Genomic DNA, 15,297 nt, shown 5'->3' with positions numbered 1-15,297 from the left:
CGATTTCGCGCCCTTTTTTATTTGAGCTCTTCGGCGGTTTCGGCAATTAAGCGTCGAAACCAGATATGGCTGGCATCCTGGTGTAACAAGGGGCTCCAGATCATCTTCAGTTCAATCGGTGGGATGGCAAAGGGCGGATCCATGATGGCCATGTTAGCGTCGTTCTCATATAGTCTAGCGGCTCTACTGGGCAAGGTGGCAATTAAATCGATACTGACCGCTAAATGCATGGCAACATGATAGTTACGGGTAAAAACGGTAATATTACGCTGCTTACCTAATTTGGCCAGCGCTTCATCAACCCAACCGAGCTTCTGTACGTCTTTTGGATCCATCCCTACGCCAACACCAAAACCGGTTTTACTAACCCAAATATGTTGGGATTTTAAATAGCTATCCAAATTGAAGCTCTGTAACACAGGGTTTTGACGGTTGATCAAACAAGAAAAACTATCTCGCCAAACGGTTTTTTGATGGAACGACTGCGGTAAATGATCAAAGCGGTTAATCGCCATATCGACCTTACCATTTTCCACATCATGAAAGTTAACATCTGACGGTGTCATAATATCTAAGCTGCTGAACGGCGCTTGTACGCGTAGCTTTTTCAACAAGGCGGGGATCAAGGTTGAGGCCGCATAATCACTGGCCATAATACGAAAAACCCGTTGGCTTTGTGACGGTTCAAAATCTTTATTGGGCTGTAAGGTTTCTTCTAGGGTGAGCAATACACCACGCACTATAGGCGCTAATTCACGGGCGCGTTCAGTGGGCACCATGCCTTCTGAGGTGCGCACTAATACTGGATCGTTTAACAAATCACGTAAGCGTTTTAAACCATTACTCATCGCTGGCTGAGTGATGTTTAATTGGTTCGCCGCCCGAGTCACATTCTGTTCTCGCAGCAATACATCCAAGTAAACCAACAGGTTTAAGTCCATCTTATTAATATTCATCAGTAAAATACTCAGCAGCAATATTATTCGTGTTCTGAATCATAACATTGGCCAGAGCAAGACCCAAGCTGTGGTAGTGACATTCACAAAATAAATGACGAGCATCATAAAAATCAGCTTTATGAATTAAAGTTTTGTTGGCTATAGTGAAAGCACACCAACCCAGTTACGAAAAATTGTTTAAGAGGGAAACACTATGTCAGCTTACTCAGAACACGTGCAACAAGTCGAAGCGTTATGTGGCAAAGAAAAAGGCTGGAATGCTATCAGCCCAGAGTATGCAGCTCGCATGCGTTTGCAAAATCGTTTTCACACGGGTTTAGATATTGCGAAATATACCGCAAAAATTATGCGTGAAGATATGGCCGCTTACGATGCGGATAGCAGCCAATACACCCAGTCATTAGGTTGCTGGCATGGTTTTATTGGTCAGCAAAAACTGATCGCCATTAAAAAGCACTTTGGTAGCACCAAGCGTAAATACTTATACTTATCCGGTTGGATGATTGCAGCACTGCGTTCAGAGTTCGGCCCTTTACCTGATCAATCTATGCATGAGAAAACGTCAGTACCGGCTTTAATTGCAGAATTGTACAACTTCTTAAAACAAGCTGATGCGCGTGAGTTAGGCGGCTTGTTCCGTGACCTAGATGCCGCACGTGCTGCCGGTGATGCCGCAAAAACTGCCGCAGTACAAAACAAAATTGATAACTTTGAAACGCACGTAGTACCGATCATTGCCGATATCGATGCCGGTTTTGGTAACGAAGAAGCCACTTACTTACTCGCGAAAAAAATGATCGAAGCCGGGGCTTGTGCCATTCAAATTGAAAACCAAGTATCGGATGAGAAACAGTGTGGTCACCAAGACGGAAAAGTCACCGTGCCGCATGCCGACTTCTTATCAAAAATTAATGCCGTACGTTACGCTTTCCTAGAGTTAGGTGTGGATGACGGTGTTATCGTTGCCCGAACCGATTCATTAGGTGCCGGTTTAACCAAGCAAATTGCGGTGACCAATGAGCCAGGCGACTTAGGCGACCAATACAACAGCTTCTTAGATGGTGATTACATTAGCAGCGCCGATGATATTGCCAACGGTGATGTGGTGGTTAAAGCCAATGGTAAGCTGTTAAAACCAAAACGCTTAGCCAGTGGTTTATTCCAGTTCAAAGCCGGTTCAGGTGTGGATCGTGTGGTACTAGACTGTATCACATCACTGCAAAACGGTGCTGACCTGCTGTGGATTGAAACTGAGAAACCACATATCGGTCAAATCAAGGAAATGGTTGACCGGATCCGTGAAGTGGTTCCTGGTGCTAAGCTGGTTTATAACAACAGTCCATCTTTCAACTGGACGCTTAACTTCCGTCAACAAGTGTTCGATGCATGGAAGAGTGCAGGTAAAGACGTCTCAGCTTATGATCGTGCCGGCTTAATGGCAGAGCAGTATGATACAACGGAATTAGCCCTAGAGGCCGACAACCGTATCCGTACTTTCCAAGCTGATGCGGCGCGTGAAGCGGGTATTTTCCACCACTTGATTACTTTACCTACTTATCATACGGCAGCGCTGTCGACAGATAACTTGGCGAAAGAGTACTTTGGTGCCGCCGGTATGCTGGGTTATGTTGCAGGCGTACAACGTAAAGAGATCCGTCAAGGTATCGCCTGTGTGAAACACCAAAACATGTCAGGTTCTGATATTGGTGATGATCACAAAGAGTACTTCTCTGGTGATGCCGCGTTAAAAGCCGGTGGTTCGCATAACACGATGAACCAGTTCTAAGCGTCAAATTGTGTCTTACTTCGCAACGTGGTCAGGTTAATCTGACGTTGGGCAGCCAGTGGCTGCCCTTTTTTATGCCGCTCATCACAGCGCAAGCGGATAAAACGCTAATGCTCGCTTTAGAAATGGCTATCCGGCTCAGCCAGATGCGGCTTACCTTTTATATAGGCACGGCGAAACTGCACAAAGTAGTCACGCAGGGCTTTGGCTGCCAGCGGTTCAGCTGCCAGTTCTAACACGGCAATGGCGACCTCAGCGGTACAAAGTTGATGTAAATGAGCGGCTTCACGCAGCACATAATCACTGGCTTGCGTGGGTTGAATACCCAGCACCGGTAATGTTGCTAAATACGGGCTGCGAAACATTTTTTTGGCTTCGCGCCAAGTGCCATCTAGCATCACAAACAGCGGAATGCGCTCAGCGGTGGCTTGCGCCAGTGCGTTGGCGTCAGCTATACAGCGCTCTGGCGCAGCATATTGTTGTGGGAACACCACAATAGGCACATATTTGGGATCGTGGAGTAGTGCTAATAAAGCGGCATCTGGCTGGGTGCGATCCCAAACAAAGGCATGGCTATCGGCGGCAATATCACAAATCAGTCGGCCGGTATTGGTGGGTTTGTAACATTCGCCGGTGTACATAATAAAGCAGAAAGCCGCGCGAGCTTGTGGCGCGGGGCGAAGCGCACAAATACATGCGGTCGCGGGCAATAAACAGTTTTCACAGCGGCGCACCTTACTCCCCCGAGCATTAAACACCCGCGTGGCTTTAAGTAGCTCACGTTGTCGTAATTCTAAGATGGCGTTGGCCATGATGGTGCATCCTCTTGCGCGCGTGTTTGCGGTGCTGTGCTTGCTAACGGGCGCGTATTGTACGGGCTTTTATGCTAAAATTCGCGCTCTTTTTGTGAACGGCAAGCCCTAGGCGCGAGTGACTTTGTGAGTATTGCAACCCAAGCTTCAGAAATTACCCTACCGGCAAATAATGCGGGATGGCCGACGGTATTGGCATTTTTAATCGCGAAGTTTCCAGGCGTCTCGGCTGCGGTTTGGCAACAGCGCATTCAACAGGGTAAAGTGCATTGGTATCAAGGTGAGTGTATTAACGAACACAGCGCTTTTTTACCCAGTCGGCGGCTTTGCTATTACCGCGAAGTCGAAACCGAGCCGGTGATCCCGTTTGCACATCGTATTATCTATCAAGATGCGCACCTGTTAGTGGCCGATAAACCGCATTTTTTGCCGGTTACCCCAGGGGGCAGCTTTGTTAATGAATGCCTGTTGCAACGTTTAAAAACAGACACCGGCAATCAAGATTTAGTGCCTCTGCATCGTTTAGATCGCGATACCGCGGGTTTGGTGCTATTTAGCCTGCAAGCCGACAGCCGTGCGCTTTATAGTCGGTTATTTAGTGCTGGGCAGATCTGTAAAACCTATTATGCTGTAGCAGAGGTGGCGCAGTTTCATGATGCACTGCCGCAACAATGGCAGCTGCATAATCGGATCGAGAAAAGCCAGCCCCGGTTTTTAAATAAAATTTGTGCTGGCGAGCCAAACGCCTCATCAACCATCCGCTTACTTAAGGTTGAGGCCGGTTTGGGGCTATTTCAGTTGCAAGCGCATACCGGCAAAACACATCAATTACGCTTACATATGCAAAGTTTAGGCTGGCCGATTTTACACGATGCCTATTATCCCGTGTTAAAACCTAAAAATAGCGGCGATTTTAGCCAGCCGTTGCAATTATTGGCCGCGGAAGTCAGTTTTATTGATCCTACCAGCACAAAGTTACGGCGTTTTTACTCGCAACAAAAACTCGGCTTCGGTCCCGCTTTAGCTGCAGATTAAGCCAGCGCTTTAGAACGTGCGGCTTTGTAAAATACGATCTAATTGATTGGCAAAGGCTTGTCGATCAGCCTGATTGAACGTAGCAGGGCCACCCGATTGAATACCGCTGGCGCGCAGTGTTTCCATAAAGTCACGCATCGTCAGTTTTTGCTTGATGGTATCAGCGTGATAACGCTCACCCCGAGGGTTTAGTGCTAAGCCGCCTTTGGCGATAACCTCGGCAGCAAGCGGAATATCCGCCGTGATCACCAGATCGTCCACTTGGCAACGCCGCACTATTTCATTATCGGCTTCATCAAAACCTTTACTAACGGTCAGGCTACTAATATAGGCCGAGGGTGGCGTCCGCAGCGGTTGATTGGCCACCAGAATGAGCGGACATTGTTTACGCTCGGCAGCGCGATATAAGATTTCTTTAATCACAGTAGGGCAAGCGTCAGCATCAACCCAAATGGTAAAAGACATAAGTGCTCTCAGCTAAATTTAACGGGAATAACGTTGGCTAAAGCGCATCGCCTGCGGGTAGGGGAAAATATCCTCTACGATGCCTTGGCGAATATGATACTGCTTTTTTCGCCAATAGGCGGCATCTAATAATTCGGGATGCTTACCAAACAGTAACTCACGGATCTGGGCTTGCGGTGTCACAAAGATGGCGATTTGTTCTGGAAAAACATCGCCGGGCTCGGCCCAGCAATTCGCTTCTGCGTTTATTGCATCTTCAAAACTATCAGTTTTGGGCAAAGAGCGAAAATTCACATCTAACAAATACTGCACTTCATCATAATCATAAAATACCACGCGGTTATGTCGCGTAACGCCAAAGTTTTTCAAGAGCATATCGCCTGGAAAGATATTAGCGGCGATCATTTCTTTAAGCGCGAGGCCGTAGTCATCCATTATTAACGCTTTTTGCTGATCAGTGGCCTGCTCTAAATACAAATTCAATGGCACCATGCGTCGTTCGATATACAGGTGCTTGATCACGACTAAGTCATCTTCGATCTGCAAGGAACCGGCAATACTCTGTTGTAACTCGGCTAATAAATCGGCATCAAAGCGGTTTCTGGGTAACGCAACATCGGAATACTCTAAGGTATCCGCCATCCGGCCGACGCGGTCGTGTCCTTTTACTAACTGATAGCGGGCTTTGACGGTCGCACGGTCAAACGGCTTACTTTCCGCAAATTTATCGCGGATCACTTTAAAAACATAAGGAAAAGACGGCAGCGTAAATACCATCATCACCATACCCCGAGTACCTGGCGCGGCGACAAACTGATCTTTACTGCGACTGAGGTGTAACAAGAGCTCTCGGTAAAACTCGGTTTTGCCTTGCTTATGTAAGCCAATCGCGGCATAGAGTTCAGCTAGGGTTTTATGTGGCAGCAGTTCACGGAGAAAATGCACCAGCGCTGAGGGCACAGGGCACTCCACCATAAAATACGCGCGTGAGAAGCCAAAGATAATACTCATTTGTTGCGGATCGGTCAGAAGAGTATCGAGGTACAGGCCACGCTCGGTATCATGTAATAGCGGAATAATAAAAGGTTGTTGTCCTTCAGGGCTGACCACTCGGCCAACAATATAAGCCGCTTTATTACGAAAAAACGGTGTACGCAAAATATCTAAACGCAGTAAATGAACCGGATAAGCACCATGGCTGGATTGGGCAATAAAGCTGCGCAAAATGCAGCGAATATCATGCTCTAAATCGATAAACGGTGTTTTAAAACCAAAGGCGCCAATAATATTCCGGATAGACTGCTTTAAGCCCGCTTGGGCCGGAAAATAGCTTTCATATACGGATGAGATAGGAGCTGGCAAATGCTGTTTATCTAACGTTGATTCAACAAAAATGTTTTGATTATGAAAGTATTTGCGGGCAAATAAGCGACAAAACACCGAATTGTAGAAGGTTTCAGCCAATTCGGCTTGCGGGTGAAATAACAGGTATTCTAAATAGTGCTGCTTTACTTGCTGCCATAGCGGTTCGTTTAAGCATTCGGCAGGTAACTGAGCTTGCAGGTTAGCGATGGTTTCATTTACCCGAATATCGTAAAACTGGATCCGCTCCGAGCTATCTTGCTGGTATGCTTGCCAATCGGCTTGTTCAAAACGTTGCCAAGCTCTACCGGTGACTTGCTGAAATAAACGAAAGTGTTTGCGAAAGCCTTTTAAGATAATTTCGGCAATTTGCCGAGCTTGCTTCATAGCGAAAACCTAAAAACAACGAATAAGGCTACTGTATGACAAAGCCTGCGTGGCGGCAAGTTAACGTAACGGATGCAAACTGATGCGCTAACTTGCCTGGGTTGCTGGTTAAGCCGCGTTACCTAACACGGTGGTCTGTTGTGTGCTCAGCTGCGGCTGCACATCATCACCATAATCGAACATAACGGCTAAAACCAATACGACAGATGATGCCAGCATTAATTTTAAAATTAGCGGCAAGCAGAAGCGGAACCAATGGCCATAAGGAATACCGGCAATGCCGATAATACCCATCAAAATCGCATTGGTGGGAATAATCATATTAGAAAAACCATCACCAAATTGGTAAGCCAACACCGCCACTTGCCGTGGTATTTCAAGTAAATCGGCCAGCGGTACCATCAGTGGCATGGTGACATAAGCTTGACCACTACCAGAAGGGATAAAGAAATTTAACAGCGTTTGAATGACCAGCATGCCGATGGCGGCAATTTCAGCCCCAACATACGACAGCGGCATCGACATGCCATGCACTAACGAGTGCAGTACTTGGCCATCTTCTAATATTAAAGAAATACCGCGAGCAACGCCGATTAAGATGGCCGTAGTGGTCAGATCCATGGTGCCTTCTATAAACTTTTTGGCGGCAGTGTCGGCGGAAATATTACTAACCAGTGTGGTAAATAGCCCCCAAGCAATAAAAGCAGCACCCAGTTCATATAAATACCAGCCATTGACCCGAATATTGTAGGCCACGATACCAATAGTCAGCACAAAACTCCCCAGCACCAAGCGGTGTGCCAGGGTAAGTGCCGGATAACTCACGGCAGCTTTGTCACCTAGCGGGCAGGGTAAGTCTTTCACCATAGATTGATTGGGATCGGCGAGCACTTTTTCCGAGTAAGACCAGACATGGTGAAAGCCAATTAACACAAAGGGAAGGAAAATCGCTGCGCGCAGCGGCCAACCGGATAAAATAGGAATATCAGCAATTTGCTGGGCAATAACTAGAGTAAACGGATTGACCGCTGAAATACCATAGCCAATACCATAACCGGCAACGGTCATACCCACTGCAGTCATTGCATCGAGTCGCATGGCTTTGCACAATGCCACTAAAATCAACACAAAAGGAATATACTCACCCGCAGTGCCAATAAAGCTCGAGGCCATCGCAAAGCAAAATACCACCATAAAAATCAGCAGTTGAGGTTGAGTACCAAAGCGCTCTAACAAACGGCCGATCAGCGCGTCGACCGTGCCGGTAGCGCGGGCAATGGATAACACACCGCCTAAAATCATCACAAAAAAGATCACATCTTGCGCTGAAGCGAAGGCACGCGGTATGGCAGTTAATAATTGCCAAGGCGATAAATAGCTACGCTCTTCCACCAAGGTAAAAGTGCCCGCTTGTACGACAGAGCGGCCATTAGCCAGCGTCTCGGTTTGGAAGAAGCCTTGCGGCACAATCCAGGTGGCGATTAGCGCAAGCACCATCATGCTAAAGAGTAGCGTGAGGGTGTGCGGTACTTTAAAATTTCCCATAATAAGACCTTATTTGTGCGCTTGGCGCATCTTAGTGATAATTTTTGTTTAGTGTTTAGTGTTTAGTGTTTAGTGCTGTGAGGCACGACCCAGTTGGGCCGCGGGGCCTTACTACAAAAAAGCAAGTCTACCCGATGTGGTATTAGTCGACAAATTTAGTGACTTTGTACCTTTGCAAAGGAGTAGTACTTGCTGCGATGGCTTGCTTTGTATAGGCTTGGCGTTTTTTCTTGCAAGGGGCTTGTTATGGCACTGTTTCCGCTGACCATTTTGTTAAGTGCAACCCTGTTATTTTTAGTGCAGCCGATGTTAGCGCGTTGGCTGCTTCCGCAGTTTGGTGGGGGCGCTCAAGTATGGGCGGCCTGCTTATTATTTTTTCAAACACTATTGTTAGCCGGCTATGCTTACGCCCATTTACTGACGCGCTTTGCTAATCTAAAACAACAGCGATGGCTGCATGCGGTATTCGTTCTAATGGCGCTGGCCAGTTTAGCGGGTTTAACTAATCCCAATGGCAGTGCTGCCACCGCCTCACCGCTGTTGGATATTTTATGGCTGTTAACTCGTACCGTTGGCTTGCCTTATTTTGTGTTAGCGGCAACGGGGCCCTTATTACAATATTGGTTCGCCAGTGTTTTTCCGCTGCGCTCACCTTATCGGTTATATGCCTTGTCGAATTTAGGCTCTTTTGCTGGTTTGTTGCTCTATCCTTTTTTAGTTGAGCCTTATTTAGCGCTAGATCTGCAGCGACAAAGCTGGGCAGTGGGCTTTGTGTTGTTTAGTTTAAGTATGGCTTTGCTACTGTGGCGAAGCTTGCAAGGCAGCAAAGCTGAGGCAGTCGTACCTTTACAATTACGCGGTCAGCCTTATGGCTATTGGCTGGCTTTAGCGGCTGCGGGCGTGGTTTTACTGTTAGCGGTAACCCAGCAAATTACTCAAAATATTCCACCGGTGCCGTTTTTATGGGTGATCCCGCTGGCGTTGTATTTATTAAGTTTTAGCTTAGTCTTTAACCGTGATAGCTGGTATCAACGCTCAGTATGGCTTTATCTGTTTGCTATCTGTTTGTTAATGGCGCTGTTGTTGTATTTTCTCGGCCGTCAGTTTGACTTGTATTCGCAATTATTACTTTATCTATTGTTGTTATTTAGCGGCTGCATGCTGTGTCATGGCGAGCTGGCGCGCAGCAAGCCGGCTCATGGTGTTTTAACGGCATTTTATTTGGTACTTGCGGCAGGTGGCATGCTCGGTGGCATCTTGGTCAATTTACTGGCTCCTTTTATATTCACTAAATATTGGGAGTTTCCGTTAGTGTTGCTGGCTATTTTATGGTTGGTCACGTTAGTGAACTGGCGACATCAAGCCCGCTGGCAAACGGCGCTTGCCTTATGTTCTGGTGTGCTGTTTATGGGGGTATTTTGGTCGGCGGAATCCTGGCTAGGGCAGCATGATGTCAGTAAAAGTCGAAACTTTTATGGCAGTTTAACGGTGCGTGATGCCAATGTCGCAGGGCAGTGGCAACGCCAGCTGATTGATGGCACCACCAGTCATGGTGCTCAGTATTTAGCGGTTGAACAAGCACAGCAGCCACTAAGTTATTATCGGGCAGGCACCGGCGTGGCCTTATCGCTGCAGCATTTTTTACCGGCCGATCCCAGCCGCACCGCGGCGCAGTTGCAAGGGCGCAACGTCGGTTTGGTCGGTCTGGGTGCGGGGGCTTTAGCCGCTTATGGCCAAGCGGGTGATGATTACCAGTTTTATGAAATCAATCCTGCAGTAATTAGTGCAGCGCAGCAGCATTTTAGTTATTTAGCGAACAGTGCTGCCAAGCCGCAGGTGATATTAGGTGATGCCCGTCAGGTGCTAGCAGAGCAATGGCAAAACAGCGGCAGTCAGCAGTTTGACCTATTGGTGTTAGATGCCTTTAGCAGTGATGCTATTCCGGTGCATTTGCTTACTGCAGAGGCGATGGCATTGTATTGGCAGCACCTAATGCCAGATGGCGTGTTGTTAGTGCATATCTCGAATAACTATTTAGATTTAAGCAGTGTGCTGCGTAATCATGCAGCCCAACTGGGTTTACAAGCGCTATTTTTACCCACTGCGGCTGATGCACAAAACCCAGCAGCAACAGAGTGGGTGATTTTAAGTCGCAATCAGCGGTTTTTAGCGCAAGCCATTATTCAGCAGCATGCTAAAAATTGGCCACGACCGTTACAACCTGCGGTGTATTGGACTGATCAGCGCAGTAATTTATTTTCAGTCCTCAAATAAAACCACCTGCTGATCATTGGTGTTAACGTAAAGTCATTCTTGTCGAAAAAACTAAACAAAAGCCGCAGCAATATAACTGCGGCTTGCAATTTACTTAATCTGGTAGCGGAGGTTTTATTGCTGCTCCGTAATAATGCGCAATCTTTGTTTTGCACTTAGTTTACTGTCAGCAGACTGATAGCAGCTATCTACTTTGCTTACTCTGATTAAATATGGAGGTTCACTTACCGTTGCTGCATTAAAGTTACTGAGGCAAAGTGAGTGGCTTAAGCTACGGTAATAGTCTCGGCTAAACAGCGGGCTTTTGCTTTGTAAAGGTTCGGCACTATTAACTAACTTAGTTTTATCCTCAGTCGGTATCAACGTTATATTACCTTGTTGCCAAATAACGGTATCGCCCGCACTCATACTGTACGTGTTAGCCAACAGTTGCGCTGGTGAAGATTCAGGTAGTAATTCACTGATATAAACCTCGGCAGCGCCACTGGCTTTTAGTTGCACTATACCCTCTGCCTGCATGCTGAGATCGACTAATAAGGCAGTTGCCTCATCTATACCAAATGCTAGCTTAGTTTGCGAGGCTTGCTGCAATACCAACAAGCGAGCCTGACGGCCGCGTTCGGCAAAGTGGGTATCTAAAATGCCTAGCGGAAACAAGCCTAACCCGCCTGTTGCTGTATAAGTTAGCTGGCGCTCACTCATATCATCAGGGCAACGCTGTTCTTTGCGGCAACCTGGCCAGGGAGCTATTGCGGCTTTCGCGCCGTATTGCAGTGCGTGGTAACTGTCGCCGTTGCTAATCATCGGTACAGCGTGGCTTGGCGTATCAATGGTGAAGAATTGGCTGCCACTCATGACGGCGGTACCGGCACTGGTACCACCAACTAACAAGCGTTTTTGTTTAACGGCTTCGAGTATGGCTAATAGCTCTGCGCTAGCACTACCATCATTATGTCGAAGTGCTTGGTAAGTGAGGCTCTGATCGCCACCATTAAAGAAAATACCATCTGCGTCGGCAATCATGGCGACAATAGCACTGCTACCTTGTTTGCATAGTTGCTGTTTAAGGTTAAAGAGATCAGCATAGATCTGCTCTCTACGATAGCTACCATGAATATTTGCCAAATATTGTGGCAAGGCCACACAGTTTTTATCGGTAATAGCATGCTGCAGTGCGGCGGTTAAAGGTAACCATTGTGCAGCTGCACCCGCTTGGCGAAAGGCATCTAGGTAGAAATCTACTGCAGCAAAAGGATCACGTGATGAAGCAGTAACAACTAATACTTTAGCTTGTTGACGCCCTTTAGCCTGAGCTTTTTTGGTTGCTAGTTGTACAAACTGACGATACAACTCAGCCGATTCGAAATCTGTTGTTTCAGCTAAATCGACTTGCTCGGTTAAACGGTATTTACCATCTGCACTAAGGGTTGGCACTTCCAAGAAATCCAACACGGCATTTAGCTCTCGGTCCGATAATTGCTGCCAGAGTTCTTCACCGCTAGAAGGCAAAGCCTCGGTTGCTTGAAAACTGCGCCATTGTTCAATAAGTTGCGACTCGGTGAGCAATTTACCTTGAACTTCGGTTAGGTTATTAAACAGGGTTACCAGTTGTTGTTGCAGCGACGCACGCTCTGCAGTGAACAGTTCTGCGCTGGAAAATAGCTGCAGTGTCGTTGGATGTAATAAGTAGGCATTACTGGTTTTAGCCAGTTTGCTAAATTGAGTTTGGTCACTACAGCTTTTTTCGGACATAGAACTGCAGGTTGCCAAGCCACCACCCACTAGCATCAAATCATAGTCAGCGTCAGGTAACAATATAGTCTGCTGTGCTGAAAGTGGCGTTGTGCTTGCGGGCAAATCTTGCTCCTGACCAATGGCCACTGAACAGAGCAACATCGGAATGTATAGCAGGCTGTGGGTTATAAATAATGATATGCAAGAAAAACGCATTTAACCTCCTGTTGTGCACTGCTGCGGTTTTTCAAAAGTACCATATACTACTGGTTTGCCTGCGCTTACTAAGCGGCGACCTTTAGCGATAACAGTATCGATACTTAAACTTTGAGAATTGAGTAGCAGCATATCAGCATCTTTGCCAACTGCAAGCTGGCCTTTGTGCTTTAAACCCAGAACTTGAGCAGGAGCGGCGGTAACACTGGTTAAAGCATCACTTAAATTTACGTCAAGCTTAAGCACTGCCGTTTGCAATGCTTTAAGCAAGCTATTTACTTGCCCAACTTCTAAGCCTAGCAGTTCGCCGTTATGGTTATATACCGGCAAGCTGGCGTTACCATCGGAACTCATGGTTAATTGCATGGCAGGAATGCCTGCGCGTAAAGCGTGGCTAAGAGCTTCTGCCGCTGCAACTTCGCCATGCTTGAGATCATACTCTGTGGTGCTGGTGGTAAAATCTATAACACCCCCAGCGCGGGCAAACTCTAGGCCTGCATTAAACAGGGCTATGTTGCGATTAATATGCGTAGGGTAGAACTGTTTTAGGCTAAGTTCAGTGCCTTTTACTGCCGCAAAGAGCGGTTGTAACAAGCTGTCACCACTGCCTACATGCACACTTACGGTACCGCCTTTTCCAGCCAGCATACCGCCGACTCTGGCAGCTGCAGCAACTTTACGTAGTTCGCTCGTGGTTGGCTGTGATGAGCGATGATCGCTAATGGCTATTTCGCCAACACCAATAATTTTATCAATTAAAATTAAGTCATCGGTAATATTGCCTGTCACCGTTCTGCAAGGTATTTCATAAGAGCCAGTGTGGCAATAAGTACTGATGCCCTCAGTTTCCAGCGCGTGGGCTTTGGCTAATAAATTGGTTAGGGTGCGGGTTGTGGCGTCCGTGCCCAGTACGCCAATTGCAGTGGTTACACCTGCGAGCGTAGCATCGGTTAGTTGCATTTCCGGGGTGCGTGTGGCAAAGCCGCCTTCGCCACCGCCGCCAATATAGTGCACGAGTGAATCGACAAAACCGGGTGCTAAGATTTTACCGCTACCATCAATAACGGTAATGGGCAGGGTGCTGTTGTTTACTGCTAAGTTGTCACTTATTGCCGCAATGCGATTACCGGCAATAAGTACGTCTTTAATACCTAGCGCAGCAGGGGCGAATACACTGGCACTTTTAATAAGAATAATATGTTCCAAGAGAACCTCGTTATTGATAATTTATGGCTACAGCCAGCAACATAAACAGGCTAGCCAAAGCAAATAAGCAGAGTTGTAATTTCCAAGCAAACTTAAACCAAATTGTCCAATCTACCCGCACTACACCCAGGCAGCCAATTAAGGCGGCGGAAGTTGGAATGATACAGTTGGTTAAGCCATCGCCTAATTGAAATGCCAATACGGCAATTTGCCGGGACAAGCCGAGCATATCGGCTAAAGGTGCGATTAACGGCATAGTCAGTGCAGCCTGACCTGAGCCTGAAGCAACAAAGAAATTAAACACCGACTGCATCACTAGCATTAGCCAGGCAGAAAGCCAGGCGGGCAAATCGCCCAGTGCCTGACCAGAGTAAAACAGTAAGGTATTGAGTACCGAAGGTGATTCTGGATCATCTCCTCCTAAAATCAATACTATGCCTTTAGCCATGCCGACAATCAATGCGGCAGGCAACAACTCAGCAGCACCTTGCTTAAAGCCGTCTGCAGCATCGTTTACCCTGAAGCGTTTACCCAATACGGCAATGGTTCCGATAACAATACCAATGGTGAAAAACTGGCTAGCAATTTCTGGAATATAGTATTCGCGGCTGGTGACGCCCCAGATGATCCACGCGAGCCCCAAAAAGAACACCGTTAAGATCAGGCTATCCAAGCTACTATACTCGTTAGTCACCGTGGCGTCTTGTTGTTGACGCAACCGCTGATCGGTTTCATAGCTAAGGGAGCGAGTTGGATCTGACTTTACTTTAGCGCCATAGCGCATGGTGTAGATAATACCAAAAAGAGTAAAAATTCCCCACATCCAATATCTTAGGTTGGCACCGGAGAGAAGAGGAATTTCTGCAATACCTTGCGCTATAGCCACATTAAAGGGGTTCATCCAAGAAGTGGCAAAGCCAATTTGCGTGGCAACATAAGTTACTAGTACTGTGGTGATGGCATCGTAACCCAGTGCCAGCATCAGCGGCAGTAGGATAATACAAAAGGCGATAGCTTCTTCGCCCATCCCAAAAACAGCACCACCGAGTGAAAATAAGCAAAACATGAGGGGGATAAACAAAAATTCCGTACCTTTGGTTTTTTCAATAAGCGCCAGAATGCCGTTATGGATAGCACCGGTTTTCATAATGATGCCGAAGGCACCGCCGGTGAGCAGGATAAAGGCAATTACGCCTACCGCCGAGCCCCACTTAGAACCTGATACCATGCCTTCAAAGGCATAATTGAAAAAGCCCACACCGCCGCCTTCAGCAAATAGCGGTACACCCCTATGGTTATCATTGGCAAAGTGAAAGCTGTCAGGATCCAGCTTGCCTTTGGTTTTTACCGCGCCCGTTGTTTCAGCTGCCACTTCCGTTAGGCTAAAGCTGCCAGCAGGTACCAGGTGCGAGGCAATAGCAGCCAGTATCATCACAAAAAACAGGATGATAAAGGCATCTGGCATGCTCGCCGGTTGTTTCGTTGAGTTAGTCATAACGTTAACCTGTGCAGTTGG

The 15,297-nt window shown here is 47.1% G+C and carries 11 protein-coding genes; 3 read left to right on the top strand and 8 right to left on the bottom strand.

The window, feature by feature from the left end:
- Window positions 1-17: 17 nt before the first annotated feature.
- On the bottom strand, window positions 18-956 hold the full coding sequence (locus tag ORJ01_RS07780; RefSeq protein ID WP_226751267.1) for a LysR family transcriptional regulator: 939 nt from the start codon (window positions 954-956) through the stop codon (window positions 18-20).
- Between the two features lie 196 nt (window positions 957-1,152).
- On the opposite strand from ORJ01_RS07780, the gene ORJ01_RS07775 reads away from it, so the two are divergent.
- Window positions 1,153-2,745: an isocitrate lyase gene (locus tag ORJ01_RS07775; protein WP_306177570.1), complete on the top strand. Its 1,593-nt coding sequence runs from the start codon at window positions 1,153-1,155 to the stop codon at window positions 2,743-2,745.
- A 119-nt stretch (window positions 2,746-2,864) separates the two neighbouring features.
- Here ORJ01_RS07775 and ORJ01_RS07770 read toward each other — a convergent pair whose 3' ends face one another.
- On the bottom strand, window positions 2,865-3,557 hold the full coding sequence (locus tag ORJ01_RS07770) for a tRNA-uridine aminocarboxypropyltransferase (RefSeq protein ID WP_371930718.1): 693 nt from the start codon (window positions 3,555-3,557) through the stop codon (window positions 2,865-2,867).
- Window positions 3,558-3,683: 126 nt separating this feature from the next.
- Between ORJ01_RS07770 and ORJ01_RS07765 the strand changes: the two genes are divergently transcribed.
- Window positions 3,684-4,592 (top strand): pseudouridine synthase, encoded by a 909-nt coding sequence (locus tag ORJ01_RS07765; protein ID WP_306177569.1) that lies wholly within the window; start codon window positions 3,684-3,686, stop codon window positions 4,590-4,592.
- A 9-nt stretch (window positions 4,593-4,601) separates the two neighbouring features.
- On the opposite strand, the gene ORJ01_RS07760 is transcribed toward ORJ01_RS07765, so the two are convergent.
- The 3 genes from ORJ01_RS07760 to ORJ01_RS07750 form a co-directional block, all read right to left on the bottom strand.
- Window positions 4,602-5,057 (bottom strand): YaiI/YqxD family protein, encoded by a 456-nt coding sequence (locus ORJ01_RS07760; protein ID WP_306177568.1) that lies wholly within the window; start codon window positions 5,055-5,057, stop codon window positions 4,602-4,604.
- 18 nt (window positions 5,058-5,075) lie between these two features.
- Entirely contained in the window at window positions 5,076-6,806 is a 1,731-nt protein-coding gene (aceK, locus tag ORJ01_RS07755; protein ID WP_306177567.1) for a bifunctional isocitrate dehydrogenase kinase/phosphatase, read from the bottom strand.
- A gap of 108 nt (window positions 6,807-6,914) precedes the next feature.
- Window positions 6,915-8,351: a YfcC family protein gene (locus tag ORJ01_RS07750; RefSeq protein ID WP_306177566.1), complete on the bottom strand. Its 1,437-nt coding sequence runs from the start codon at window positions 8,349-8,351 to the stop codon at window positions 6,915-6,917.
- 246 nt (window positions 8,352-8,597) lie between these two features.
- On the opposite strand from ORJ01_RS07750, the gene ORJ01_RS07745 reads away from it, so the two are divergent.
- Complete coding sequence (locus tag ORJ01_RS07745; RefSeq protein WP_306177565.1) at window positions 8,598-10,625, top strand: fused MFS/spermidine synthase; 2,028 nt, start codon at window positions 8,598-8,600, stop codon at window positions 10,623-10,625.
- A 114-nt stretch (window positions 10,626-10,739) separates the two neighbouring features.
- On the opposite strand, the gene ORJ01_RS07740 is transcribed toward ORJ01_RS07745, so the two are convergent.
- From ORJ01_RS07740 to yfcC, 3 genes are read right to left on the bottom strand one after another with little or no spacing between them, the layout of a single operon-like run.
- Window positions 10,740-12,575, bottom strand: coding sequence for a cyanophycinase (locus ORJ01_RS07740; protein WP_306177564.1), 1,836 nt, complete (start codon window positions 12,573-12,575; stop codon window positions 10,740-10,742).
- Window positions 12,576-13,781, bottom strand: coding sequence for a beta-aspartyl-peptidase (gene iadA / locus ORJ01_RS07735; protein ID WP_306177563.1), 1,206 nt, complete (start codon window positions 13,779-13,781; stop codon window positions 12,576-12,578).
- Between the two features lie 10 nt (window positions 13,782-13,791).
- Window positions 13,792-15,276, bottom strand: coding sequence for a putative basic amino acid antiporter YfcC (yfcC, locus tag ORJ01_RS07730; RefSeq protein ID WP_306177562.1), 1,485 nt, complete (start codon window positions 15,274-15,276; stop codon window positions 13,792-13,794).
- Between the last annotated feature and the right edge of the window lie 21 nt (window positions 15,277-15,297).

This window comes from Alishewanella sp. SMS8 (assembly GCF_030737935.1).
GTDB classification, from domain to species: Bacteria; Pseudomonadota; Gammaproteobacteria; order Enterobacterales; family Alteromonadaceae; genus Alishewanella; species Alishewanella maricola.
Note: the sequence above shows the minus strand (reverse complement) of the source record. Positions and strands in the feature narration are given on the sequence as shown.

What these genes read in the sequence shown, in the direction of transcription:
- ORJ01_RS07780 (WP_226751267.1), bottom strand. Translation starts at nt 956, where the DNA reads ATGAATATTAATAAGATGGACTTAAACCTGTTGGTTTACTTGGATGTA.
- ORJ01_RS07740 (WP_306177564.1), bottom strand. Translation starts at nt 12,575, where the DNA reads ATGCGTTTTTCTTGCATATCATTATTTATAACCCACAGCCTGCTATAC.
- ORJ01_RS07745 (WP_306177565.1), top strand. Translation starts at nt 8,598, where the DNA reads ATGGCACTGTTTCCGCTGACCATTTTGTTAAGTGCAACCCTGTTATTT.
- ORJ01_RS07760 (WP_306177568.1), bottom strand. Translation starts at nt 5,057, where the DNA reads ATGTCTTTTACCATTTGGGTTGATGCTGACGCTTGCCCTACTGTGATT.
- ORJ01_RS07770 (WP_371930718.1), bottom strand. Translation starts at nt 3,557, where the DNA reads ATGGCCAACGCCATCTTAGAATTACGACAACGTGAGCTACTTAAAGCC.
- ORJ01_RS07750 (WP_306177566.1), bottom strand. Translation starts at nt 8,351, where the DNA reads ATGGGAAATTTTAAAGTACCGCACACCCTCACGCTACTCTTTAGCATG.
- ORJ01_RS07775 (WP_306177570.1), top strand. Translation starts at nt 1,153, where the DNA reads ATGTCAGCTTACTCAGAACACGTGCAACAAGTCGAAGCGTTATGTGGC.
- yfcC (WP_306177562.1), bottom strand. Translation starts at nt 15,276, where the DNA reads ATGACTAACTCAACGAAACAACCGGCGAGCATGCCAGATGCCTTTATC.
- aceK (WP_306177567.1), bottom strand. Translation starts at nt 6,806, where the DNA reads ATGAAGCAAGCTCGGCAAATTGCCGAAATTATCTTAAAAGGCTTTCGC.